This window comes from Herbaspirillum camelliae, from assembly GCF_001929405.1.
Lineage (GTDB): Bacteria > Pseudomonadota > Gammaproteobacteria > Burkholderiales > Burkholderiaceae_D > Herbaspirillum > Herbaspirillum seropedicae.
Genome location: NZ_KV880769.1, coordinates 4,921,064 through 4,944,445 on the forward strand (window position 1 = coordinate 4,921,064; position 23,382 = coordinate 4,944,445).

General features: G+C 62.6%; 19 protein-coding genes. 1 reads left to right on the forward strand and 18 read right to left on the reverse strand.

Going from position 1 to position 23,382, the window contains the following annotated elements:
- Window positions 1-16 precede the first annotated feature (16 nt).
- From BGK68_RS21970 to ndk, 3 genes are all read right to left on the reverse strand, one after another.
- Window positions 17-1,093 (reverse strand): helix-turn-helix domain-containing protein, encoded by a 1,077-nt coding sequence (locus BGK68_RS21970; RefSeq protein ID WP_075258818.1) that lies wholly within the window; start codon window positions 1,091-1,093, stop codon window positions 17-19.
- A 301-nt stretch (window positions 1,094-1,394) separates the two neighbouring features.
- The gene (gene rlmN, locus BGK68_RS21975) at window positions 1,395-2,567 is read right to left on the reverse strand and encodes a 23S rRNA (adenine(2503)-C(2))-methyltransferase RlmN (RefSeq protein WP_075259949.1); all 1,173 of its coding nucleotides are present in this window, start codon (window positions 2,565-2,567) and stop codon (window positions 1,395-1,397) included.
- Window positions 2,568-2,663: 96 nt separating this feature from the next.
- Complete coding sequence (gene ndk, locus BGK68_RS21980) at window positions 2,664-3,089, reverse strand: nucleoside-diphosphate kinase (protein WP_013234916.1); 426 nt, start codon at window positions 3,087-3,089, stop codon at window positions 2,664-2,666.
- Window positions 3,090-3,364: 275 nt separating this feature from the next.
- On the opposite strand from ndk, the gene BGK68_RS21985 reads away from it, so the two are divergent.
- Window positions 3,365-4,054, forward strand: coding sequence for a Bax inhibitor-1/YccA family protein (locus BGK68_RS21985; RefSeq protein WP_069374266.1), 690 nt, complete (start codon window positions 3,365-3,367; stop codon window positions 4,052-4,054).
- A 75-nt stretch (window positions 4,055-4,129) separates the two neighbouring features.
- Here the strand turns inward: BGK68_RS21985 and rlmD are convergent, their stop codons facing one another.
- The 15 genes from rlmD to BGK68_RS22060 all read right to left on the reverse strand — a co-directional run bounded on the left by rlmD (window position 4,130) and on the right by BGK68_RS22060 (window position 23,303).
- A complete protein-coding gene (gene rlmD / locus BGK68_RS21990) occupies window positions 4,130-5,491 on the reverse strand; it encodes a 23S rRNA (uracil(1939)-C(5))-methyltransferase RlmD (protein WP_075258819.1) in 1,362 nt (453 codons plus the stop codon).
- A 167-nt stretch (window positions 5,492-5,658) separates the two neighbouring features.
- Window positions 5,659-6,672: an RNA polymerase sigma factor RpoS gene (gene rpoS, locus BGK68_RS21995; protein ID WP_075258820.1), complete on the reverse strand. Its 1,014-nt coding sequence runs from the start codon at window positions 6,670-6,672 to the stop codon at window positions 5,659-5,661.
- 3 nt (window positions 6,673-6,675) lie between these two features.
- Complete coding sequence (locus BGK68_RS22000; RefSeq protein ID WP_075258821.1) at window positions 6,676-7,662, reverse strand: peptidoglycan DD-metalloendopeptidase family protein; 987 nt, start codon at window positions 7,660-7,662, stop codon at window positions 6,676-6,678.
- 228 nt (window positions 7,663-7,890) lie between these two features.
- The gene (locus BGK68_RS22005; RefSeq protein WP_075258822.1) at window positions 7,891-8,856 is read right to left on the reverse strand and encodes a protein-L-isoaspartate(D-aspartate) O-methyltransferase; all 966 of its coding nucleotides are present in this window, start codon (window positions 8,854-8,856) and stop codon (window positions 7,891-7,893) included.
- Window positions 8,853-9,590 (reverse strand): 5'/3'-nucleotidase SurE, encoded by a 738-nt coding sequence (gene surE, locus BGK68_RS22010; protein ID WP_075258823.1) that lies wholly within the window; start codon window positions 9,588-9,590, stop codon window positions 8,853-8,855. The genes BGK68_RS22005 and surE overlap by 4 nt, the downstream gene beginning before the upstream one ends.
- 84 nt (window positions 9,591-9,674) lie before the next feature.
- The gene (locus tag BGK68_RS22015) at window positions 9,675-10,622 is read right to left on the reverse strand and encodes a flagellar brake protein (RefSeq protein ID WP_075258824.1); all 948 of its coding nucleotides are present in this window, start codon (window positions 10,620-10,622) and stop codon (window positions 9,675-9,677) included.
- 7 nt (window positions 10,623-10,629) lie between these two features.
- A complete protein-coding gene (locus BGK68_RS22020) occupies window positions 10,630-12,786 on the reverse strand; it encodes an ATP-dependent DNA helicase (RefSeq protein ID WP_407645734.1) in 2,157 nt (718 codons plus the stop codon).
- Between the two features lie 213 nt (window positions 12,787-12,999).
- Complete coding sequence (locus tag BGK68_RS22025; RefSeq protein WP_006463294.1) at window positions 13,000-13,206, reverse strand: YdcH family protein; 207 nt, start codon at window positions 13,204-13,206, stop codon at window positions 13,000-13,002.
- Window positions 13,207-13,302: 96 nt separating this feature from the next.
- Window positions 13,303-14,172 carry a hypothetical protein gene (locus BGK68_RS22030; protein ID WP_233149380.1) on the reverse strand — a complete coding sequence of 290 codons (870 nt, stop codon included), beginning with the start codon at window positions 14,170-14,172 and terminating at the stop codon, window positions 13,303-13,305.
- Window positions 14,173-14,198: 26 nt separating this feature from the next.
- Window positions 14,199-15,296, reverse strand: coding sequence for a cell division protein ZapE (gene zapE, locus BGK68_RS22035; RefSeq protein ID WP_075259950.1), 1,098 nt, complete (start codon window positions 15,294-15,296; stop codon window positions 14,199-14,201).
- A 146-nt stretch (window positions 15,297-15,442) separates the two neighbouring features.
- Complete coding sequence (lpdA, locus tag BGK68_RS22040; RefSeq protein WP_075258827.1) at window positions 15,443-16,870, reverse strand: dihydrolipoyl dehydrogenase; 1,428 nt, start codon at window positions 16,868-16,870, stop codon at window positions 15,443-15,445.
- Between the two features lie 121 nt (window positions 16,871-16,991).
- Entirely contained in the window at window positions 16,992-18,233 is a 1,242-nt protein-coding gene (gene odhB, locus BGK68_RS22045; protein WP_017451791.1) for a 2-oxoglutarate dehydrogenase complex dihydrolipoyllysine-residue succinyltransferase, read from the reverse strand.
- A gap of 88 nt (window positions 18,234-18,321) precedes the next feature.
- Window positions 18,322-21,186 (reverse strand): 2-oxoglutarate dehydrogenase E1 component, encoded by a 2,865-nt coding sequence (locus tag BGK68_RS22050; RefSeq protein ID WP_075258828.1) that lies wholly within the window; start codon window positions 21,184-21,186, stop codon window positions 18,322-18,324.
- Between the two features lie 372 nt (window positions 21,187-21,558).
- Window positions 21,559-22,860 carry a citrate synthase gene (gene gltA, locus BGK68_RS22055; protein WP_075258829.1) on the reverse strand — a complete coding sequence of 434 codons (1,302 nt, stop codon included), beginning with the start codon at window positions 22,858-22,860 and terminating at the stop codon, window positions 21,559-21,561.
- A gap of 158 nt (window positions 22,861-23,018) precedes the next feature.
- On the reverse strand, window positions 23,019-23,303 hold the full coding sequence (locus BGK68_RS22060) for an FAD assembly factor SdhE (RefSeq protein ID WP_013234931.1): 285 nt from the start codon (window positions 23,301-23,303) through the stop codon (window positions 23,019-23,021).
- Between the last annotated feature and the right edge of the window lie 79 nt (window positions 23,304-23,382).

The window sequence follows — 23,382 nt, forward strand, 5'->3', positions numbered from 1 at the left end:
GGCGTTGGCTAGGCTGTTAATTCAGGTTGATACGGGCGACATTGCTGCCACCTGGCGTCTTCAGATCCAGCGGCTGGCCTCGCAGCGTCGCGTCCACGCCGGCGGCATTGCCGATGGTCAGCGAGGTGGCGTCGGAGACATCGAAGGCTTCCGTGGTGCCGGCCTTGAGCAGGCGCGAAATGATGGTGCTCTTGTCGGCGCGACGGATCTCGACCCAGGAATCCTCACGGAAGGTCAGGCGCAGCATGTCCTTGCTGTTGACGATATTCAGGCCGCTTGGCACCGTGGTGCCAGAAGTCTGTGCCGGTGCAGGTGCCGATGCAGCGTTGGCAGCGGACGCCGCGCTGGCCGGGACAGAGGCAGCTGGCGCATCAGCCGCATGGGCGGGCGCAGAAGCCGTCTCGGCAGCCGCAGGCGTAGCCGCCTGGGTCGGCGCAGCCTCCACCGCTGCAGCAGCGGACTTGGCCGCCTCATCGGCAGCGGGCGTAATCGTCTCCACGCGGGCGTTGACGGGCGTCTCGCTCGATCCGGCATCGGCATTGGCGGGCAGCTCCGGCGCGGCAGCCGACTCGCTCCTGTGCGACTTCAGCCAGGCCAGTTGCGGCACATTGGCGCCCAGATCGCTCCAGCGCACGGCCGCGCCGCCTGCCAGCAAGGCCACCACCACCACACCGGCGATGATGGGCAAGGGCGAACCGTTGCCGCGGGTGCTCATCATCATGGCCGGCAGCGGCCCTTCCGAGAACGGCGTGGACAGCGAATGCTGCGGCACGATATGGTCGCGCTGCGCCACATCCGACTCATGCGGCATGGCCGCAGTCAGTGCATTGGCGTCGAGCCCGACCACCTTGGCATAGCTGCGCACGAATCCGCGCGCCACCGCCAGACCCGGCAGGGCGGCGTAGTTGTCGGCTTCGATCGCCTGGATCTGGCGCGGCGCCAGCTTCACCAGACTGGCCACCTGCTCCACCGACCAGCCCTTCTTCTGACGTTGCGCAGCCAGCATCGCGCCCGGCAGGGTCGGCCCCTGAACCGGCTGAGCGCCCTCTGGCGATAGTTGCGATGGCACTTCGTTCATTTGTTGATCACTCATCAAATGCTCCACATGGAAAAGCTTTTTTTTAGCCGGACCTGGCCGGATTCTTCTGGAGCGTCCCTGCGCGGCGAACGCCGCGTCCCTCCGGGGAAATTCGACAACTTCAGTGCTTCATGCCGACCAGCAGCATGGTATGCAATCGTTTCAACAACAACACAAAAAGGACGTACGACGAGCGCGCCCCAGCGCGCCATCGACGACCTGACAGACAATTCGGAAAAGTGGTGTGCCACAGCCCTCTGCGCGAGGACCAGGGCCGGCGCAGCGCGGCCAGTGAGAACGTTCAGCAGGCCTGCCGTCACCCGGAGATCTCCACGATGCGGCCAAAATCCTTGCCGAACTTGTTCTGGTATTCGGCCATTTTCTGCATGCGCTCCTGCACCCGGGTGCGATCCTTGACCTCACCGGCCAACTGACCGCAAGCGGCGTCGATATCGTCGCCCCGCGTCTTGCGGATGGTGGTCACGATGCCGGCATCCATCAGGATCTGGGCAAACGCCTTGATACGCGGATTGTGCGAGCGCTTCAAACCCGACTCAGGGAAGGGGTTGAAGGGAATCAGGTTGAACTTGCAGGGGATGGCCGTCTCGCCTTCCTTCACCAGCGCGACCAGTTCGCGGGCATGGGTGTCGGTATCGTTGACGCCATCGAGCATGCAGTACTCGAAGGTGATGAAGTCGCGCGGCGCGAATTCGAGGTAACGCTTGCAGGCCAGCATCAGCTCGCGCAGCGGATGCTTGCGGTTGAGCGGAATGAGCGAATCGCGCAGCGCATCGTTGGACGCGTGCAGCGAGACGGCCAGCGCCACCGGGCATTCCTGGGACAGCTTGTCGATCATCGGCACCACGCCGCTGGTAGACAGCGTCACGCGGCGGCGCGACAGGCCGTAGGCATTATCGTCCAGCATCAGGCGCAGCGCCGTGACGGTGGGCTCGAAGTTGAGCAGCGGCTCGCCCATGCCCATCATCACCACGTTGGTGATCTGACGCTCGCCCTTGGGGCCGCCTTCGACGCCCTTGGTCTTGCGCAATTCGAACTCGGCCATCCAGAGCTGACCGATGATTTCGGCCACGCTGAGATTACGGTTGAAGCCCTGCTTGCCGGTCGAGCAGAAGCGGCAATTGACGGCACAGCCCGCCTGCGTGGAAACGCACAGCGTGCCGCGATTTTCTTCAGGAATGAACACGGTTTCCACCGCATTGCCCTGGCCCACGTCGACCAGCCACTTGCGTGTGCCGTCGGTGGAGGTATGGTCGCTGATGATGGCCGGCGCACGGACTTCGGCGCGGGTCTTGAGCTTGTCGCGCAGCGACTTGGCCAGGTCGGTCATCTGATCGAAATCAGCGACGCCGAACTGGTGTATCCAACGCTGCAACTGCTTGGCGCGAAACGGCTTCTCACCCAACTCGCCACAGTAAGCGACGAGTTGCGCGGGATCCATATCCAGCAAATTGGTGAGAGCTGTATTCATGATGCATTCGGTCGAGACCAGGACAGAAAGGCGCTGCAAGGATTGCCGCGCCGGTTTCCGCCCGGATCCGGGAAACCGGTAAAAACTTGGAACAGATTAACGCGAATAGACGTTCAGCGCCGGGAAGAAGTAGGCGATTTCGACCTTGGCGGTCTCATCAGCGTCCGAACCGTGCACAGCGTTGGCGTCGATGGAGTCAGCGAAGTCAGCACGAATAGTGCCCTTCTCGGCCTTCTTCGGATCGGTAGCGCCCATCAGGTCGCGGTTCTTCAGGATCGCGCCTTCGCCTTCCAGCACCTGGATCATGACCGGGCCCGAGACCATGAAGTCCACCAGATCCTTGAAGAAAGGACGCTCGCGGTGCACGGCGTAGAAGCCTTCTGCCTCGGCGCGCGACAGTTGCGCCATGCGAGCAGCGATGACCTTCAGGCCAGCGTTTTCGAAACGGGTGTAGATCTGGCCGATCACGTTCTTGGCGACGGCGTCGGGCTTGATAATCGACAGGGTGCGTTCAATTGCCATGAGAAAAACTCCAATAAAAATAAAGGCTTAAAGCCAAGAATTGATAATTCGATGAACCTTGTATTTTAGCATGAAACCATTAGATATCATGTCAATTCACCTCCTTTGACATCCCATCTGCTGGACCTGGACGGCATGCACCACAACGGAGCAGCCTCCATGCAGTCATCATTCATATATTGCTGCCGGATATCGAACCAGAGCGAGGGAAGACTTGTCTTAGCAATGAGCCGCCATGCTATCCTGTGGCTCGCATTCAACGCCTTGGAGGACACATGAACAACCTGGACACGACCTTTGGCCACTCGACCACAAGTCTGGCCACCCGCAACCGCGTGCTGCGCAACACCTACTGGCTGCTTGCACTGTCGATGATTCCGACCGTGCTGGGGGCGTGGTTGGGCGTGCAGCTGCACTTCAGCCTCTTTGCCGGCAGCCCGATGATCAGCTTCGTGCTGTTCCTGGCGATTGCCTTCGGCTTCTTCTACGCCATCGAAAAGACCAAGAATTCCGGCCTGGGCGTGGCTTTCCTGCTGGGCTTCACCTTCTTCATGGGCCTGATGCTGTCGCGCCTGATCGAGTTCACGCTGGGCTTTTCCAACGGCGCCGGGCTGATCATGACCGCCTTCGGCGGCACCGCGATCATCTTCTGCGGCATGGCGACCATCGCCACCGTGTCCAAGCGTGACTTCTCGGGCCTGGGCAAGTGGCTCTTCGCGGGCGTGCTGGTGATCCTGGTGGCGGCGCTGGCCAACATCTTCCTGCAACTGCCGGCTCTGCAGCTGACCATCTCGGTGGTCGCCATCGCGATCTTCTCGGCCTACATCCTGTTCGACGTGCAACAGGTGGTCAATGGCGGCGAAACCAACTATATCTCGGCCACACTGGCGATCTATCTGGACGTCTACAACGTCTTCGCCAACCTGCTGTCCATCCTGGGCATCGTGGGCGGCAACCGCGACTGAACGTTGTCTGAACCATAATAAACTGCAATAAAAAAGCCGGCGCAAGCCGGCTTTTTTACGTCTGGCGAGGCCGGCTCATTCGGGCAAGTCAAAGACAGCGATCGACTCGACGTGCGCCGTATGCGGGAACATGTTGACCACGCCGGCATACTTGAGCGCATAACCGCCCAGATGCACCAGCATGCCCGCGTCACGCGCCAGCGTGGCCGGGTTGCAAGAGACATAGACAATGCGCTTGGGCTTGAGATGCTGCTGCTCGGGCGGCAGCTCGACCAGCGCCTTGCACACTTCCATGGCGCCTTCGCGCGGCGGATCGATCAGCATGCGATCAAACTTGCCCAAGGCGACAAAGTCCTCCGGCTTGGCCTCGAACAGGTTGCGGCAATAGAAGCTGGTCTTGGCATCCACGCCATTGACCTTGGCATTGTCCAGCGCCCGCTCGGTCAAGGCGGTACTGCCTTCGATCCCCACCACTTCGCGCGCCAGCGTGGCGATGGGCAGCGTGAAGTTGCCCAGCCCGCAGAACAGGTCGGCCACGCGGTCTTGCGGCTGCACGTCCAGCAGACGCAAGGCGCGCGCAACCAGCACCCGATTGATCTGGTGGTTGACCTGGGTAAAGTCGGTGGGCTTGAAGGGCATGCGGATGCCGAATTCCGGCAGCGTATATTGCAGGCGCGATTGCGCCGGATAATACGGCGCAGCCGTATCCGGACCCTTGGTCTGCAGCCACCACTCGATCTTGTGTTCGTCCGCAAAGGTCTTGAGCAAGACCTCATCGGCCGGCGACAGCGCTTCCATGATGCGCAGGACCAGCACGGTCACCTTGTTGCCATCGTCACCCTCACCCACGGCCAGTTCGATCTGCGGCATCCGGTCACGGATGGACAGCCCGGCCACCAGTTCACGCAACGGCACCAGCATGGCCGAGACATTGGGCGGAAGGATTTCGCAGGTCTTCATGTCGGCGATGAAGGAAGAGCGCTTCTCGTGGAAGCCCACCAGCACCCCGCCCTTCTTGGCCACATGGCGTACCGAGATGCGAGCGCGGTAGCGATAGCCCCAGGTCGGGCCATAGATGGGACGCAGCATCACCTCGGCCTTGGTCTTGCCCAGATGCCAGAGGTTGTCTTCCAGCACGCGCTGCTTCATGGCGACCTGGGCCGAGGGCTCCAGGTGCTGCATGGCGCAGCCGCCACAGGTGCCGAAGTAGTCGCAGCGCGGCTTGACCCGCAGCGAGGACTCGCTGTGCAGCGTGGTCATCACGCCGGCTTCCCACTTGGGCTTCTTGCGATAGGACTGGAAACTGACCCGCTCGCCCGGCAATGCGCCTTCGACGAAGATGACCTTGCCTTGCGTGCCGTCCTCGTTCTGGAGGTGACCAACGCCGCGCCCGTCCATGTCGAGCGACTTGATTTCGATGATGATGTCTTGTTGCATGAGGGAAACCACGAGGGTGGGACCGGAGTCCGCTGCCAAAAACAAAAGCGGTATTGTCCGCGATCCGGCGGCGCGAGGGAAGCACGATGCGCCTGTCGCAGCGCACCGCTCACCCAAAAGTGATCAAAACCGAAAAGAAAACAGCCGCGCCAGCACAGGCGCGCAGCTCAGAACAAGGCGTCGCGCCCCACCCCGCGTGAAGTCAACAGGCGCTTGAGCTTGACCAGCGCCTCCTGTTGCACCTGGCGCACGCGCTCGCGGGTGATGCCCATCTCACCGGCCAGTTGCTCCAGGGTGGAAGGATCGTCATTGTCCAGACCAAAACGGCGCGCGACCACCACGCGCTGCTTTTCCGACAGGCTTTTCAGCCATTCGCGGATCATCAGCGCCATTTCCTGACTCTCGGCCAGAGTATCAGGGTGCCCCTCCACCGCGCTTGGCAAGAGGTCCATCAGGCTGGCCTGGGGATCATTATCCAGCGGGGTATCGAGAGAGGCAGCATGTTCGGACAGGGCCAACACATCCTGCACCTCTTCCACCGGGCGATCGACCAAATGGGCGATATCCTCGGCACTGGCGTCTCGGCCGTTGCGTTGCTGGGCCTCCAGGTGATACTTGGCGCGCAGGATCTGGTTCAGTTCACGCACCATGTGGACCGGCAGGCGCACCGTGCGGGCCTGATTCATGATGGCGCGCTCGATGCTCTGGCGTATCCACCAAGTGGCATAGGTCGAAAAGCGGAAACCGCGCTCGGGCTCGAACTTGTCAATGGCGCGCATGAGGCCCAGATTACCCTCTTCGATCAGGTCCAGCAGGGCCACGCCGCGGTTGATGTAGTGCTTGGCAATGGACACCACCAGCCGCAGGTTGTGCTCGATCATCTTCTGGCGCGCCACGAATTCGCCTGCCTTGGCCTGGGTGGCGAAATGCAGCTCCTCGGCGGCCGTCAGCAAGGGTTTGGCGCCGATCTTGTTCAGATAGTGCTGGGTGGTATCGGTGGAAAGCTCGGCGGCGAGCACCTTCTTGAGCTCGTCCACCCCCTCGGCGGGCGCGGCTTCCTGGACTTCTTCGCCAGCATCGCCGTCGATCACTTCCGGTTCATCCATCTCATCAACAGAATCGTCCAACTCCTCTTCACGAGGGTCCTGGTCTGGCAAGTGATCGCGGCGATTGCTTGTCATACGCTAACGTGGCGGTAAGTATTTGGAGGGATCAACAGGTTTGCCCTGCTGGCGGATTTCGAAGTGCAACTTGACGGTATCACTGTCGGACTTGCCCATCTCGGCGATCTTCTGCCCCTTGGTCACGCTCTGGCCTTCCTTGACCAGGATGGTCTGGTTGTGCGCATACGCCGACAGCAGGTTGCTGGTGTGCTTGATGATGACCAGGTTGCCATAGCCACGGATACCGCTACCGGCGTACATGACCTTGCCCGCACCGGCGGCCAGCACAGCCTGCCCGGCCTTGCCGGCGATGTCCACGCCCTTCTTGCCGCCTTCGAAGGTCCCCACCACCTTGCCTTCGGCAGGCCACATCCAGGAGACACCTTCATCTTCGGTCGCGGCCTGGCTGGCGGCGGCCGGCTTGTCGGCTGCATGCGGCTGCTCGGCCTTGGTCGGCGCCGAAGGCGCGGCCGATGCAACCGATGTACCCGAGGCAGCCGGCGCATCAGGCTTTTCCAGCTCGGCCAGTGCGCTTTCCGAATACGGACGCTTGTCGCCGCGCGGACCAGTCTTGTTGCTGCCCACCGGCACCGGCGCTGCCGGCGCTGAGGTGCCAGGTGCACCCAGCGGCTTGACGTCCAGGCCCGCTGCCGGCGACGCTGCAACCGCCGCGGTCTGGGCCGTACCCGGTGCACGGTCCGGAGGAGCCACGCGCAAGGTTTGATCGACCTTGATGTCGTTCGGGTTGGTCAGGTTATTCCAGGCCACGATGTCGCGCCAGTTCTGACCGGCCTCCAGGGCGATACGATACAAAGTATCGCCTTTCTTGACGGTATAGTACCCACGTCCCGACGGTGCAGGGGCTGCGGGCGCTGCCGCAGCATCGACAACCTTGCCAGTGCTGCTGGTGCGCTCCACGACGGGGGCCGGCTGCTGATTCGGTGTCGAGCCGCAGGCGGCCAGCAGACTCACGACACTCCCCAATACAGCCAAACGAATTTTCTTCATGCTCTTACGTTAGATTTTGTACGACGCTAGTTGACCCGCAGCCAGCGCCAGAAGTTCATCAGGGAAAGACAGCCCCACCACCTGCATGCGAGCGTCATCCGATGCCGCCTGACCTGCTTGTGCCTGGTGACGCCCATTCCCCGTATTGGCGATTGCCGGCAGATTCCGGCCTGGACCGGCCCTGCCATTCATTTTAAATTGCCCATGCCGCCGAGGCTGGCCGCGCCATTACACGGTACCCGGGCGCAGCGGCACGAAATGGCATTGTTCCAGCGTGGTGCGGCGCCAGTCGCGCGGTCCTACCCGTTCTATCAGCTCCAGTACCTGCTGCCGCTCACCCACCGGTGCAACCAGGCGGCCACCGACGGCCAACTGCTCCAGCAAGGCCTGCGGCACCTCCAGCCCGGCAGCGGCCAGGATGATACCGTCGAAAGGAGCCACCTGCGGCAGGCCAAGCATACCATCTCCGTAATGCAAGCGGATGTTTGCCACCCGCAATGGCCGCAGATTGGTCTTGGCCAGCTCGTGCAGCGGCTTGATGCGCTCGATGGAATACACTTCGCCCGCCACCCGGGACAGCACTGCCGCCTGATAGCCGCAGCCGGTACCGATCTCCAGCACCCGGTCCAAGCGGCCGCCATGGCGGTTCTGACGCATGATCTCGATCATCCGCGCCACGATATAGGGTTGGGAAATGGTCTGGTGATGGCCGATGGGCAAGGAAGCATCGATATAGGCCTGACTGGCCAGACCCGGCTCCACGAACATGTGGCGCGGCACTGCCTCCAGCGCGGCCAGCACCTTGGCGTCGGCCACCCCCTGCTTGGCAACCCGCGCCACCATGGCCTTGCGCACTGCTTCGGAAGCCAGCGGCGAGGCGTGATGGGAAGCGTTGGTCTGGGTCACCGTCATGACATTGCTGACCGCCGTGCGCGGCACGGGCGCGGCGCTCAGCAATGGCTGTGCCGGCGGCACCGGTGCGCGCGGCGCCGCCGGAGGCGGGCGCAACGCCTGCGCCAGCCCCTGCTGCACCGGCTTGAGCGCGGCGCGCTGGGACGACTGGGCAGCATTCTTGGCGGCCGTCTGGGTAGTCGCCTGGGGGCGGCCAGCCGCATCCCGCCCGACTCCTGCAGCCTTCTTCTTGTCCACCACCGAGGACAGCGAGAGCGGAAAGCGGCTGGTCTTGTCGCTCATGCAAGCGCTTTCTTCAGGTTGGCCAGTTGGGCGGTATGGGTCAGGTCGATCTGCAGCGGAGTGATGGAGACATACCCTTGCGCGGTCGCATGGAAATCGGTCCCCTCGCCGCCATCCCGGGCCGCCCCGGCCGGGCCGATCCAGTACAGGTCGCGCCCATGCGGATCGGTCAGCTTGTGGACCGGTTCGGACACATGGCGCTTGCCCAGCCGCGTGGCCTGCGTGCCCTTGATCTCTTCATAGGGCAGATTGGGAATGTTGACGTTGAGCAGATAGGGCTGCGGCAGCGCATCGAAGCGGCGCTCGACGATCTCGCGGGCAATGCGCGCAGCCGACTTCAGCTCGGCCCATCCCTTGTGCAATTGCGAAAAGGCAATCGAGGGGATGCCAAACAGGAAACCCTCGGTCGCGGCCGCCACGGTTCCTGAATACAGCGTGTCATCGCCCATGTTCTGCCCCTGGTTGATACCGGAGACGATCAGGTCGGGACGTTCCTTGAGCAAGCCCGTCAATGCGACGTGGACGCAATCGGAGGGCGTACCGTTGAGATAGTAGAAGCCGTTGGCAGCCTGCTCCACCCACAGCGGGCGATCCAGCGTCAGGGAATTGGAACTGCCTGAGCGGTTGCTGTCGGGGGCCACCACGGTGATGTCGGCGATGGGCGCCAGCACCTCGACCAGGGCATTGATGCCGGGCGCGAGATAACCATCGTCGTTGCTGATGAGGATTTTCATGGGCTGAATTTTAACCGAAGCCGGGCCTTGGACAGCCCTCTCGCAAGACATTCTGATGAAGCCTTGTGCACCCGGTGGGCCGGCTTATTCCTGCGCGCTCAGTTCCTGGTAGACGTAGGCTGACAACACCAGCTTGTCCCGCACGGTCATGTTGGAAAATTCAACCCCGTACTGGTAGAAATCGGCCTCACCCAGCGCCTCCACGGCACGCAGCACCACCCGCAAGTCCAGGGTCAGTTGCTGGTCGGCTACAGAAGCCACAAAGCGCAGCTTGCCGACCACACCCTTCTGCGCAGCCACCCTGCCTGACAAGGACGTCGCCACCAGCGAGGCCCCCGCCAAGCTCAGGTCGATCACGCTGGCCGCCACGGGAGTATTACCGTCCACCTCCAGATAGCCTTCTGCCCCCACTGGCACCCGGGTGGCCTGGCGGATCACGGTGGAGCGGACCTCGCGCGGCATCGACAGATGCAGGTAGACAAAAGGCGTCTGCTGGTACTTCAGCAACTGGGACGAAAACGCATAGGCCCGGCGCCCCGTGAGCGCCCGCACCACGAAGGCCTGCCCATCGCGCATGAACAATTGCTTGCCATCCTTCTGCGGCGCGGTCACCAGGATGCTGCGGTTGGGCAGGCAACCCACCAGATTGACCGCATAACGCTGGGCGGCATCCTCGGCCAATTGCAGCCACAAGGTGTCGCCGATCTGCCAGCGCACTTCCTCCATGGTGATCACGGTCTGCTGGCCACGCGCAGCGGCAGCAGGCTTGACGGGCCGCTTGCCGCCGACCTTCTTGCGCAACACATCGCGCGCCTGTGGCAGGGGTACTGACTCGGTATCCGGCTCGGCCACCCAGCGGGCATTACGGTAGAGACCATTCTCGATCAGCCCGGCCAGTTGGTCCGGCGTATCGATCATGGTCCCGCGCGCCAGCAACAGCTTGCCGACCTCGTTGTAGATGGGCCAGGGTGCGGGCTTGCCCAAGACCAGTTCAGTGGCGCGCACCGGCACCAGGGAAGTGTGATCAGCCATTTCAGTGTTATTCCGACTCCGTACCGTCGCCTGCTGCGGCTGCCGCCCGGCGCGCATCCTGCTCGCGGAAGAAGGCCTGCACCACCTCCTGCTCGCGGGTGCGCTTGAACGGTGGCAGGCTCTGCCAGATGCGGCGGCCATAGTTCTTGGTAATGATGCGGGGATCGCAGATCATCAGTACGCCCCGGTCGCCCTCGTCACGGATCAGGCGGCCCGCGCCCTGCTTGAGGTTGATGATGGCTGCGGGCAATTGATGGTGGACGAAACCGTTCAAACCCTGCTTTTCCATTTCGCTGATGCGCGCTGCCAACACCGGGTCATCGGGCGGGGAGAACGGCAGCTTGTCGATGATGACCAGCGAGAGCGCGTCGCCGCGCACGTCCACGCCTTCCCAGAAGCTCTGGCTGCCGATCAGCACGCCATTGCCGGCGGCGCGGAAGCGGTCCAGCAATTCGGTGCGTCCCGCCTCGCCCTGCACGAACAGCGGGAAGGCATGGCCGCGCGCCTCGAATTCGGCGCGCAGGCGTTCGGCCGCACGATTGACCGCGCGCAGCGTGGTACACAGGAAGAAGCAGCGACCACCGGCCGCCTCGATGATGGGCAGCGCGGCATCGATGACCGCATCGGTGTATTCGAAGGAATTGGGTTGCGGCAGGTTTTGCGGCACGTACAGGATGCCCTGCTCGCCATAGTTGAACGGGCTGGGCCAGGACTGCGCCGGTGCATTCCACAAGCCCATCTGGACCGCGTAGTGATTGAAATCCTTCTTCACTGCCAGCGTGGCCGAGGTAAATATCCAGGAACGCGGCGTGCCTTCACGCTGCTTGTTGAAGATGGGAGCGATCGACAGCGGCGTGCGGTGCAGTTGCAGCGAGGACTGGAAAGCCTCCACCCACAAGACGTAGAAGGGTTTCTGGCTAGAGGGCTCCTGTTGCTCATCGCCCGACTCCGCGCGCTTGGCTTCGGCGGGCTTGGCCGCCGCCTTGGCGGCCGCTTCGGCCTGGATCTTCTCCAGTTCCTCGGGCGTCCCCCAGTTTTCCAGCTGGCGCAGCAATTCGTTGGCGCGGTCGCGGCACTGCTCGATGGTCTCGGCGCGCTCGGCCTGCTTCTCCAGCACGGCGATCATGTCGTCCATGCAGTCCTTGAGCGTGTCGAGGGCCGGGAAGAAGGTGCTGGAGGGTGCGATCTGGTTCAGCGCCAGGCGCACCGAGTCTTCGGAAAACGCCAGCCGCAGATCGCGCGCGGCACGCTCCACCGGAGCCACCAGGCGCGCCCAGTCGGCGCCGTCACGGGCATGCGACAGGCCTTCGGCCAGGACGTCGCGGCACAGCTCCAGGATCTGCGAGGTCGAGATCGTCTCGCCAAAGAACAACGTGGCGGTATCGGGCAACTGGTGCGCCTCGTCGAAGATGACGGTATTGGCCGAGGGCAGCAACTCGGCAACGCCGGTGTCCTTCAGAGCCACGTCGGCAAAGAAGAGGTGATGGTTGACCACCACCACATCGGCCTGCTGGGCTTCCTTGCGCGCCTTCATGACGAAGCAATCCTGGTAATACTGGCATTCCGCGCCAAAACAGGTATCGCGCGTGGACGTCACCAGGTTCCATACCGAGGCCGTTTCCGGCACCTTGGTCAGCTCGGCCTTGTCGCCGGATGAGGTGGATTTGACGAAGCGCGAAATCTCGCGCAGATAGCCCACATCCTCGCGCGCGGTCAGGCGGCCGTTCTGCAGCGTGCGCTCCAGGTGGAAATGGCAGACGTAGTTGCTGCGCCCCTTGAGCAAGGCCACCGAGACCGGTGCGTGCAGGGCCTTGCGCACGGTCGGGATGTCACGATTGAACAGTTGGTCCTGCAAGGTCTTGGTGCCGGTGGAGACGATGGTCTTGCCGCCCCACAGCAGCGCCGGCACCAGATAGGCGAAGGTCTTGCCGGTGCCGGTGCCAGCCTCGGCGATCAGGGTTCCCTGATCGGCGATGGCCGTGGCGATGGCCTTGGCCATCTCGGTCTGGGCATGGCGGGGCCGGTAGCTGCCCACGGCGCCGCCCAAGGGGCCACCCGCGCCGAACAGACGGTCGATCTCGGCGTCATGGACGCCCGGCGCCTCGGGCGCAGCTCCGTCTTCGGGCGCTGCGGGAGCGAGGTCGCTGGCACTGCGATCGGGGATCTCGGCGGGGGCTTCTGGAGCAGTCACTGCGGCAAACCTGTAGAAAAGAGTGAGACAGCGCAGCCCACAGCAATGACTGCGCACGGCACCTCAAAGGGAACAAGCCGCTATTTTACGCGGAGTCGGGCGCTGGCTCCGATATCGGCGCACCGGCTCGCCCTGCGTAACAGGAATTCGGCATGGGGGACGGCGCAACGCGCCGACGGGACAGGCTCAGGCGGGAATATCAGGGACCAGCTGCATCTTCAGCAGCGCAATATGGTCTTTCAGTTGCAGCTTGCGCTTCTTCAGGCGGCGTAATTGCAGGTCTTCCGAACGGGCATCGCGGATCAGCATGTCGATCACGCTGTCGAGATCACGGTGCTCGACTTCGAGTTCGATGATGCGGCGCTGGATGTCTTCGCGATGCGTACTGGTCATGATGAACTGGCTCGTTGCTGATGTGCTTGCTAGTGTAATGCACCCGCTTGCGCACGCCAATCGGCATGCGCAAGTCCTGACCGCAAAGTTGTTCGCCTAGCGGGCTGCCGGGGCGGTCGTCGGCGAGTCCTGCTGCTGGTTCTGCAGGTTCTTCTGGCGCTGGGCGCGTTCGCGCTCCTTCTCCGCCTTGTTGCGTTCCACCTCCAGACGATGCTGCTCGGCCTCCTGGATGCGGCGCTGGCGCTCGGCGGCATTGGCGGCACGCTCCGGCGCACGGGCAGCGTCCTCAGCCTGCTGCTGACGCTGCTTGGCCTCGTGCTCGCGCACGCGGTAATCGGCGGGAACGTCCTTGTTGGCGTCGATGCGCTGCTGGACTTCACGATTCTTGGCGTTGCTTTCCTGCACCTTGCGGGCCGAATCGGCTTCCTTCTGCTTCTGTTCGGCCTGGCGGCGGGCGGCGTCTTCCTGATCCTTGGCGCGCTGGTCGGCCAGCGAACGGTCGCGGTCATCGACGTTGGCCTGGCGCTGGAACACATTGGCCTCGTACTCGGCCTGCTTGAGGTCCTTCTCGGCCAGGCGCTTGCGGTCCCTGGCTTCTTCCAGGCACTTGTTGACCAGGAACTTGGGGACGCAGGCGCGCTGGTCAAGCGCATAACGCAACTGGACCGCCTGGCGATCCTCGGCCACCTCATCGAGCACCGCCTGGGCCATTTCCACCGACTTGATCGAACCAGCAGGGTAGCGCTGGCGGATCGGCGTACGCGCCTCGATCTGTTCGAAGCGCTCGCGCGTCATGGGCGCAGCTGTCACAGGCGCCGGCGCTGCCGCGGTGGCGGCGCCGCCCGCTGGCGCAGCGGCCTGGCGGGTATCCGCCGCCTGGGCCGCGACGCCGCCAGCGGCCAACGTCAGCACCAGCGCGCACAGGGAAACGGAGACGCCCTTGGCATCGGCAAAAAAAGCTTGCATGTCGTTCTTGATCATCGGTTGAGGGTTCAGGAGAGGCTGTCGGCGATGGAGCGGCGGTCCGCATCCAGGTATTCCTTGGACTGCATCTCAATGATACGTGAAACGGTACGGTGGAATTCGTTGGATAGCGTACCCACGGTGTAAAGCTCGTCCGGTTCCACGGCGGCCGACATGATCAGCTTGACCTTGTGGTCGTAGAACACGTCGATGAGCCAGGTAAAGCGGCGCGCCTCCGACGACATGGCCGCCGACATGCGCGGAATGCCCGACAGGATCACGGTCTGGAAGCGGCTGGCCAGTTCCAGGTAATCGTTCTGCGAACGCGGTCCGCCGCACAGGGTAGCGAAATCGAACCAGATGGCGCTGCCGGCACGACGCAAAGCGCGAATCTCGCGGGCCTCGATGTGCACGCGCGGATCTTCTTCCGTCGCCTCGGCCACAGCGGCAAAGGCGGCCCGCAGCTCTTCGTCGGTCTTGGCGTTCAAGGGCGTGTGGTAGACCTTGACCTGTTCCAGCACGCGCTTGCGATAGTCGATGCCGGCGTCGATGTTCATGACGTCCAGCTTTTCCTTGAGCAGCGCAATGGTCGGCAGCATGCGGTCGCGGTGCAGGCCATCCGGATAGAGCGTGCTGGGCTCGTAGTTGGACGTCATGACGAAGGACACGCCGTGATCGAACAGCCCCTTCAAGAGGTTGTAGAGGATCATCGCATCGGCGATGTCGGAGACGTGGAATTCGTCGAAGCAAATCAGGCGGTACTTCTTGGCGATGCGCTTGGCGACTTCATCGAGGGGATCGGAAATTCCCTTCAGTTCATCAAGCTGGCGATGCACATCGCGCATGAATTCGTGGAAGTGCAGGCGCGTCTTGCGCACCACCGGCACCACGGAATAGAAGCTGTCCATCAGGAAGGACTTGCCGCGCCCTACCCCGCCCCACATGTAGACGCCGCGCGGCACGGCCGGGCGGCTGATGAGGCGCTTGAAGGTGGAGGCGCGCTGGGCCTTGTAGGCTACCCATTCCTCATAGGCGCGCTGAAGGCGCTCGATAGCGCGCAACTGCGCTTCATCAGGTTGGTAACCGCGCTGGGACAGCGACTGTTCGTAGAATTGACGGACATCCATGGTGTGGTCTTGTAAAACGACAATGGGCGAGCCAGGCTCGCCCATTGGGTTGGCATCTCAATGCGCACTATGCGGGCAACTCGGACGCGGCCCGCCCCAGGGGCTGGCCAGGCGTCGGCGACCCGTATTGTCGCACTGATCGCGCATCAGAAGTTCAATGCGCGCTTGTCCACGGCCAGGGCCGCTTCCTTGGTCGCTTCGGACAGCGAGGGGTGAGCATGGCAGATACGGGCGATGTCTTCGGAGGAGGCACGGAATTCCATCGCCACCACGGCTTCGGAGATCAGCTCGGAAGCCATCGGGCCGACGATGTGCACGCCCAGGATCTCATCGGTCTTGGCATCGGCCAGGAACTTGACCATGCCCGAGGTATCGCCCAGCGCACGGGCGCGGCCGTTGGCCAGGAACGGGAAGGTACCGGCCTTGTACTGCACGCCTTCGGCCTTGAGTTGCTGCTCGGTCTTGCCGACCCAGGCGATTTCCGGCGAGGTGTAGATGACCCAGGGAATGGTGTTGAAGTTGACGTGACCGTGCTGACCGGCAATACGCTCGGCCACGGCAACGCCTTCTTCTTCGGCCTTGTGGGCCAGCATCGGGCCGCGCACCACGTCACCCACCGCCCACACGTTGGGCAGGTTGGTCTTGCAGTCGCCGTCCACGGCGATGAAGCCGCGCTCGTCCAGCTTCAGGCCCACGCCTTCGGCATTCAGGCCGATGGTGTTGGGGGTACGGCCGATGGAGATGATGAGCTTGTCGAATTCGCCGGTGTGGGCGTCGCCCTTGGCATCGGTGTATTCCACGGAGACGCTGTTCTTGCCGGTCTTGATGGTGCCAATCTTCACACCCAGGTTCACCGCCAGGCCCTGCTTGGTCAGCAGCTTCTGGGCTTCCTTGGCGATCTGTTCATCGACAGCACCCAGGAAGGTCGGCAGGGCTTCCAGCACGGTCACTTCCGCGCCCAGGCGACGCCAGACCGAACCCATTTCCAGGCCGATCACGCCGGCACCGATCACGCCCAGCTTCTTCGGCACTTCGGAGATGGCCAGTGCACCGGTGTTGGAGAGGATCAGCTTTTCATCGAACTCGGCGCCCGGCAGTGCGCGGGCGTTGGAGCCGGTCGCGACGATGACGTGCTTGGCGGTGATGGTTTCTTCGGCAGCACCGGCGACCTTGATCTCGTAGCCATTGGCATCGCCCTTGACGAAGGAGCCACGACCGTGGAAGAAGCTGACCTTGTTCTTCTTGAACAGGTACAGGATGCCGTCGTTGTTCTGCTTGACCACGGTGTTCTTGCGGCCCAGCATCTTTTCCAGGTTCAGGCCCAGGCCCTTGACTTCGATGCCGTGCTCGGCGAAGCCGTGGCTGGCGTGTTCATAGTGTTCGGACGATTGCAGCAGTGCCTTGGAGGGGATGCAACCAACGTTGGTGCAGGTGCCGCCCGGTGCGGGGCCGCCCTTTTCGTTCTTCCATTCGTCGATGCAGGCGGTGTTGAAACCCAGTTGCGCTGCGCGGATGGCGGCGATGTAGCCGCCGGGGCCGCCACCGATGACGACTACGTCAAAATTCTTGCTCATGTGTGTATTCCTGATTCGTTGTGCGCATCCGCTTTGATCTCGTCTTCCAAAGCGGATGCAAAAAGGCGCTGAATGCCTGGGGGCCGTTCAGCGCCTAGCTCACGCCGTGATGGCCGGTTGCTTACAGATCCAGCAGCAGACGGGCCGGGTCTTCCAGGGCTTCCTTGATCGCGACCAGCGACAGGACGGCTTCGCGGCCGTCGATGATGCGGTGGTCATAGGACAGGGCGAAGTAGTTGATCGGACGGACCACAACCTGGCCGTTTTCAACCACAGCGCGTTCCTTGGTGGCGTGGATGCCCAGGATCGCCGATTGCGGCGGGTTGATGATCGGGGTCGACAGCATGGAACCGAAGGTACCGCCGTTGGAGACGGTGAAGGTACCGCCCGACAGTTCTTCGATGGACAGCTTGCCGTCCTTGGCCTTCTGGCCGAATTCACCGATCTTCTTCTCGATGTCAGCGATGGACATCTGGTCCGCATCACGCAGGATGGGCACCACCAGGCCGCGCGGCGAGCCGACGGCCACACCGATATCGAAGTAGCCGTGGTAGACGATGTCATTGCCATCGACCGAAGCGTTGACGATCGGGTACTTCTTCAGGGCGTGCACGACGGCCTTGACGAAGAAGGACATGAAGCCCAGCTTGACGCCGTGTTCCTTCTCGAACTTGTCCTTGTACTTGTTGCGCAGGTCGATAACCGGCTGCATGTTGATTTCGTTGAAGGTGGTCAGGATAGCGTTGGTCGATTGCGATTGCACCAGACGCTCGGCCACGCGGGCACGCAGGCGGCTCATCGGCACGCGCTGTTCCGGACGGCTTTCCAGGCCAGCCTTGACCGGAGCGGCCACTTGCGCCAGGGCCGGCTTGGCGGCAGCAGCAGGTGCAGCGGCGGGAGCCGACAGGGCACCCAGCACATCACCCTTGGTCACGCGGCCATCCTTGCCAGTGCCGGTGACTTGCGAGGTCGACAGGTTGTTATCGGCCAGCAGCTTGGCAGCGGCAGGCATGGCGACGTCGCCCTTGGAGGCCAGCTCGGGAGCGGCAACCGGGGTCGGTTCGTTGGTCGCTTGCGGCGCCGGGGCAGCCTTGACTTCGGTCGGGGCCACTTGCGCGGAAGCGTCGGTGTCCAGGATGGCGATCACTTCGCCGGCCACGACAGTCGCGCCGTCAGCCTTGATGATCTGGGTGATGACGCCGGCGTCCGGCGAGGGCAGTTCCAGCACGACCTTGTCGGTCTCGATGTCGATCAGGTTTTCGTCACGGGCAACCGGTTCGCCAACCTTCTTGTGCCATTGCAGCAGGGTTGCTTCAGCAACGGATTCCGACAACTGCGGGACTTTTACTTCGATTTGAGCCATTTTCAGGATTCTCCGATTTTCGGGTGATTTCGTTCTTATGGAAACAGGGACGCCCTGCCCTCGCAGCGCGTCCCGTTTGCATCGATGATTACTTGGTCAGCACAAAGCCCTTGAGCTTGGCGAAGGCGGTTTCGATCAGCGCCTTTTGCTGTGCGTAGTGCTTGTCGTAGTAACCGACGGCCGGCGAGGCGCTGGCCGGGCGGCCTGCATAGGCCAGCTTCTGACCTTCGGAGAGATTCTCGAAGATGTTGTGCTGGATCTGCAGCCATGCGCCCTGGTTCTGCGGCTCGTCCTGTGCCCACACCAGTTCATTGAAGTTGGGGAACTGCTTCAACGCGGCCGCGAAGGCCTTGTGCGGGAACGGATACAGCTGCTCGACGCGGATGATGGCGGTATCGGTCTGGCCACGTTCCTTGCGGGCGTTGACCAGGTCGTAGTACACCTTGCCCGAGCAGGCGACGATGCGCTTGACCTTCTTGGCGTCGATGGTTTCATCGACTTCCGGAATCACGGTCTGGAACGAACCCTTGGCCAGGTCGGACAGGGGCGAGCCGGCATCCTTGTTACGCAGCAGCGACTTCGGCGTCATGATGATCAGCGGCTTGCGGAACAGGCGGATCATCTGGCGACGCAGCAGGTGGAAGATCTGCGCAGCGGTGGTGGGCTGCACGACCTGCATGTTGTTGTCGGCGCACAGCTGGAGGTAACGCTCGATACGTGCCGAGGAGTGTTCCGGACCCTGGCCTTCGTAGCCGTGGGGCAGCATCTGCACCAGGCCCGAGGCACGGCCCCACTTCACCTCGCCGGAGCTGATGAACTGGTCCATGACGACCTGGGCACCGTTGGCGAAGTCGCCGAACTGGGCTTCCCAGATGGTCAGGGTGTTCGGTTCAGCGGTCGAGTAGCCGTATTCGAAGGCCAGCACGGCTTCTTCGGACAGCACCGAGTCGATCACGGTGAAGGTGGACTGGTTTTCAGCCACGTTCTGCAGCGGGATGAAGGTACCTGCATCCCAACGCTCGCGGTTCTGGTCGTGCAGCACGGCGTGACGGTGGGTGAAGGTGCCACGACCGGCATCCTGACCGGTCAGGCGCACGGCATAGCCGGAGGACACCAGGCTGGCGTAGGCCAGGTGTTCACCCATGCCCCAGTCCAGGTTCATTTCGCCACGGCCCATGGCAGCGCGGTCGTTCAAGACCTTCTCGACCAGCGAGTGCACCTTGAAGCCTTCGGGCACGGTGGTGATCTTGGTGGCCAGGCGCTTCAGTTCAGCCAGCGGGACGGCGGTTTCAGCCGCATCGGTCCACTTGCGGTTCAGGAACGGCAGCCAGTCGACGGCGTACTTGCTCTTGAAGTTGGTCAGTACCGGATCAATGGCGTGCTTGCCGGCGTCCATGGCGGCGCGGTAAGCCTTGACCAGCTCTTCGCCGCCATCGGCGGGAATGGTCTGCTGGGTCACCAGCTTGTCGGCGTACAGCTTGCGGGTACCGGGGTGCTGGGCGATCTTCTTGTACATCAGCGGCTGGGTCAGAGCAGGGGTATCCTGCTCGTTGTGGCCCAGCTTGCGGAAGCAGATGATGTCGACCACGATGTCCTTCTTGAACTTCATGCGGTAGTCGACAGCGATCTGGGTGGCGAACACGACGGCTTCCGGATCATCGCCGTTGACGTGCAGCACCGGGGCTTCGATCATCTTGACCACGTCCGAGCAGTACAGGGTCGAACGGGAGTCGCGCGGATCGGAGGTGGTGAAGCCGATCTGGTTGTTGATGACGATGTGAACGGTGCCGCCCGTGCCGTAGCCACGGGTCTGTGCCAGGTTCAGGGTTTCCATCACCACGCCTTGGCCAGCGAAGGCGGCGTCGCCATGCACCAGGATCGGCAGCACTTGCGAACCATCCTTGTCGCCACGGCGATCCATACGCGCCTTGACCGAACCCTCGACCACCGGGTTGACGATTTCCAGGTGGGACGGGTTGAAGGCCAGCGACAGGTGGACCGGGCCGCCAGGGGTCGACACGTCCGAGGAGAAGCCCTGGTGGTACTTGACGTCACCGGCCGGCAGGTCGTCGGCGTGACGGCCTTCGAATTCGGAGAACAGTTCCTGCGGGGTCTTGCCCAGGATGTTGACCAGCACGTTCAGACGGCCACGGTGGGCCATGCCGATCACGATTTCCTGCACGCCCTTTTCACCGGCGCGCTGGATGGTTTCATCCAGGGAGGCGATGAAGGACTCGCCGCCTTCCAGCGAGAAGCGCTTCTGGCCGACGTACTTGGTGTGGAGGTACCGTTCCAGGCCTTCGGCGGCGGTCAGGCGTTCCAGGATGTGCTTCTTCTTCTCGGAGGAGAAGCTGGGCACGGCACGGGTCGGCTCGAGACGCTCTTCCAGCCAGCGCACTTCCGACATGTCGGAGATGTAGGTGAACTCGGCGCCGATGGAGCGCGTGTAGGTGTCGCGCAGCATCTGCAGCAGGTCGCGCAGGGATGCGGTTTCCGGGCCGAAGTAGGTGTTGTTGATGTTGAACACGATGTCCATGTCGGCATCGGTGAAGCCGTAGAAGGAGGGATCGAGTTCGGGGATGTTGGGGCGTTCCTGGCGTTGCAGCGGGTCCAGGTTGGCGAAACGGGAACCGAGGTCACGGTAGCCGGCGATCAGCTGGGTGACAGCGACGCGCTTGCGGCCCATGTCGGAGTCGGCGGAAGCGATGACGGTGCGGATCGGGCCTTGCTTGGCGCGTTCGGCGAAAGAAGCGATCACCGGAGCGTGGGCCACATCGGGACGGGTGGAGCCGTCGGTAGCGGGAACGTGTTGCACGGCGTCGAAGTAAGCACGCCAGTTGTCGGGGACGGAGCCGGGATTATTCAGGTAGGCTTCGTACAGTTCTTCGATGTACGGAGCATTCCCACCGAACAGGTAGGAGTTGATGTTGTATTGCTCGTAGAGCTTTGTCATTTGCTCACCTTTCTTCGCGCTTCGCGAGATTAGCGGGTTTCTACACCTTCCGCGACACGGCCTGACCGGTTAGCGGATTGCATCAAGTTGTGGGGGAAGGACCTTGTCTACCTGAACTTCTGTACGTCATCCAGTCAGCGCTTCGGAATTATATCTCCTAATATCAAATAAAAAAGCGAATCCACAGGGATTCGCTTTTTTATTTGAAACCAGATGCGGCGGGCGTTTCCTATCACCAACGCCCAGCCGCAAAGCCTTGCCGCACGACCTTTCCGCCCTCCTCCATCGACTCCCGGAGACTGGGAACGGATCGCTCCGCACGAACCCGTCGTTGTCGGCCAGACAAGTCTGACCGACAACGGCGGCGACCGATCAGCGCTTGTCCATCGGCGGCACGTCGCGACGCGGCGAGCCAACGAAGAGCTGACGGGGACGGCCGATCTTCTGTTCCGGATCCGAGATCATTTCGTTCCACTGGGCGATCCAGCCGATGGTACGGGCCATGGCGAAGATGCAGGTGAACATCGAGGTCGGGATGCCCAGGGCGCGCTGCACGATGCCCGAGTAGAAGTCGACGTTCGGGTACAGCTTGCGGGAGACGAAGTAGTCGTCTTCCAGCGCGATCTTTTCCAGCTCCATGGCCAGCTTGAACAGCGGGTCGTCGTGCAGGCCCAGTTCGTTCAGGACTTCGTAGCAGGTTTCGCGCATCAGCTTGGCGCGCGGATCGTAGTTCTTGTAGACGCGGTGACCGAAGCCCATCAGCTTCACGCCGGAGTTCTTGTCCTTCACTTGCTTGATGAACTCGGGGATCTTGTCCACGGAACCGATCTGTTCCAGCATGTTCAGTGCGGCTTCGTTGGCGCCGCCGTGAGCGGGGCCCCACAGGCAGGCGATACCGGCGGCGATACATGCGAACGGGTTGGCGCCGGAGGAGCCGGCCAGACGCACGGTCGAGGTCGAGGCGTTCTGCTCGTGGTCGGCGTGCAGGATCAGGATACGGTCCAGCGCGCGCACCAGGACTTCATTGACTTGATATTCTTCGCACGGATTGGCGAACATCATGCGCATGAAGTTGGCGGTGTAGGACAGGTCGTTGCGTGGATACACGAACGGCTGGCCAATGCTGTACTTGTAGGCCATGGCCACCAGGGTCGGCAGCTTGGCGATCATGCGGATGGCCGACACTTCACGGTGGTTGGCGTTGGAGATGTCCAGCGAGTCGTGGTAGAAGGCCGACAGCGCGCCCACCGAGCCAGTCAGCACGGCCATCGGGTGCGCATCGCGACGGAAGCCACGGAAGAAGAAGTTCATCTGCTCGTGGACCATGGTGTGCTGGGTCACGGTCTGGACGAATTCTTCCTTCTGCTTGGCGTTGGGCAGCTCACCATGCAGCAACAGGTAGCAGGATTCCAGGAAGTCGCAGTTCACCGCCAGCTGTTCGATCGGATAGCCACGGTACAGCAGCTCGCCCTTGTCGCCATCGATATAGGTGATGGAGGAGTTGCAGGAAGCCGTCGACATGAAGCCCGGGTCGTAAGTGAACTTGCCGGTGGCGCCGTAGAGCTTGCGGATATCGATCACATCAGGGCCGATGCTGCCCTTGTAGACAGGAAAATCTACGGACGGAGACCCGTCGGAGAACGACAGGGTAGCTTTGATATCGGTGTTGGACATAGCTTTTCCTTTGGCTGGGATGGTGAAACCGTTAATCAAACGCCGCGACCGCAAGCCGGGCGGCATCATGGTTCGGATGCGCCGGGTGGCGAGATGGAACAGGCCGCGATCGGGCAAATCGGTCTGGCTTGTGGCCAGGCGCAACAATCAGGCAACAATCAGGCAGTACGCAGTTTCTTCAGCAACGCATGCACCTGGGGCAGATCAACTGCCGCCTCGGGCTCCTTGCGGGCCAGCAGCAAGTCCATCAGGTCATTGTCGGTCAGGTCCATCAGGCGCGAGAATGCATCAACCTCGTCGTCGCTCATCTGCGCCTCATGGGCGTCGAGATAGCGCGTCAGGATCAGGTCGTTCTCCAGCAGCCCGCGGCGCGCACGCCAGCGCAGTCTTGCGCGTTTGGCCGGATCATCCTGGTGACGTTCAGCAGTCATGAACTCGCTCATTTCTTGTGTCTTCTCTTTCACATCAACCGGACCGGCACAGACCGGACCGGCTGCGGGGAGCCCTTCGACTGCCCTGCTC

What these genes read in the sequence shown, in the direction of transcription:
- BGK68_RS22030 (WP_233149380.1), bottom strand. Translation starts at nt 14,172, where the DNA reads ATGCAAGCTTTTTTTGCCGATGCCAAGGGCGTCTCCGTTTCCCTGTGC.
- gltA (WP_075258829.1), bottom strand. Translation starts at nt 22,860, where the DNA reads ATGTCCAACACCGATATCAAAGCTACCCTGTCGTTCTCCGACGGGTCT.
- BGK68_RS22050 (WP_075258828.1), bottom strand. Translation starts at nt 21,186, where the DNA reads ATGACAAAGCTCTACGAGCAATACAACATCAACTCCTACCTGTTCGGT.
- rlmD (WP_075258819.1), bottom strand. Translation starts at nt 5,491, where the DNA reads ATGCAACAAGACATCATCATCGAAATCAAGTCGCTCGACATGGACGGG.
- BGK68_RS21985 (WP_069374266.1), top strand. Translation starts at nt 3,365, where the DNA reads ATGAACAACCTGGACACGACCTTTGGCCACTCGACCACAAGTCTGGCC.
- lpdA (WP_075258827.1), bottom strand. Translation starts at nt 16,870, where the DNA reads ATGAGCAAGAATTTTGACGTAGTCGTCATCGGTGGCGGCCCCGGCGGC.
- surE (WP_075258823.1), bottom strand. Translation starts at nt 9,590, where the DNA reads ATGAAAATCCTCATCAGCAACGACGATGGTTATCTCGCGCCCGGCATC.
- BGK68_RS22000 (WP_075258821.1), bottom strand. Translation starts at nt 7,662, where the DNA reads ATGAAGAAAATTCGTTTGGCTGTATTGGGGAGTGTCGTGAGTCTGCTG.
- zapE (WP_075259950.1), bottom strand. Translation starts at nt 15,296, where the DNA reads ATGGATGTCCGTCAATTCTACGAACAGTCGCTGTCCCAGCGCGGTTAC.
- BGK68_RS22015 (WP_075258824.1), bottom strand. Translation starts at nt 10,622, where the DNA reads ATGGCTGATCACACTTCCCTGGTGCCGGTGCGCGCCACTGAACTGGTC.
- odhB (WP_017451791.1), bottom strand. Translation starts at nt 18,233, where the DNA reads ATGGCTCAAATCGAAGTAAAAGTCCCGCAGTTGTCGGAATCCGTTGCT.
- BGK68_RS21970 (WP_075258818.1), bottom strand. Translation starts at nt 1,093, where the DNA reads ATGAGTGATCAACAAATGAACGAAGTGCCATCGCAACTATCGCCAGAG.
- ndk (WP_013234916.1), bottom strand. Translation starts at nt 3,089, where the DNA reads ATGGCAATTGAACGCACCCTGTCGATTATCAAGCCCGACGCCGTCGCC.
- rpoS (WP_075258820.1), bottom strand. Translation starts at nt 6,672, where the DNA reads ATGACAAGCAATCGCCGCGATCACTTGCCAGACCAGGACCCTCGTGAA.
- BGK68_RS22060 (WP_013234931.1), bottom strand. Translation starts at nt 23,303, where the DNA reads ATGAGCGAGTTCATGACTGCTGAACGTCACCAGGATGATCCGGCCAAA.
- BGK68_RS22025 (WP_006463294.1), bottom strand. Translation starts at nt 13,206, where the DNA reads ATGACCAGTACGCATCGCGAAGACATCCAGCGCCGCATCATCGAACTC.
- rlmN (WP_075259949.1), bottom strand. Translation starts at nt 2,567, where the DNA reads ATGAATACAGCTCTCACCAATTTGCTGGATATGGATCCCGCGCAACTC.
- BGK68_RS22005 (WP_075258822.1), bottom strand. Translation starts at nt 8,856, where the DNA reads ATGAGCGACAAGACCAGCCGCTTTCCGCTCTCGCTGTCCTCGGTGGTG.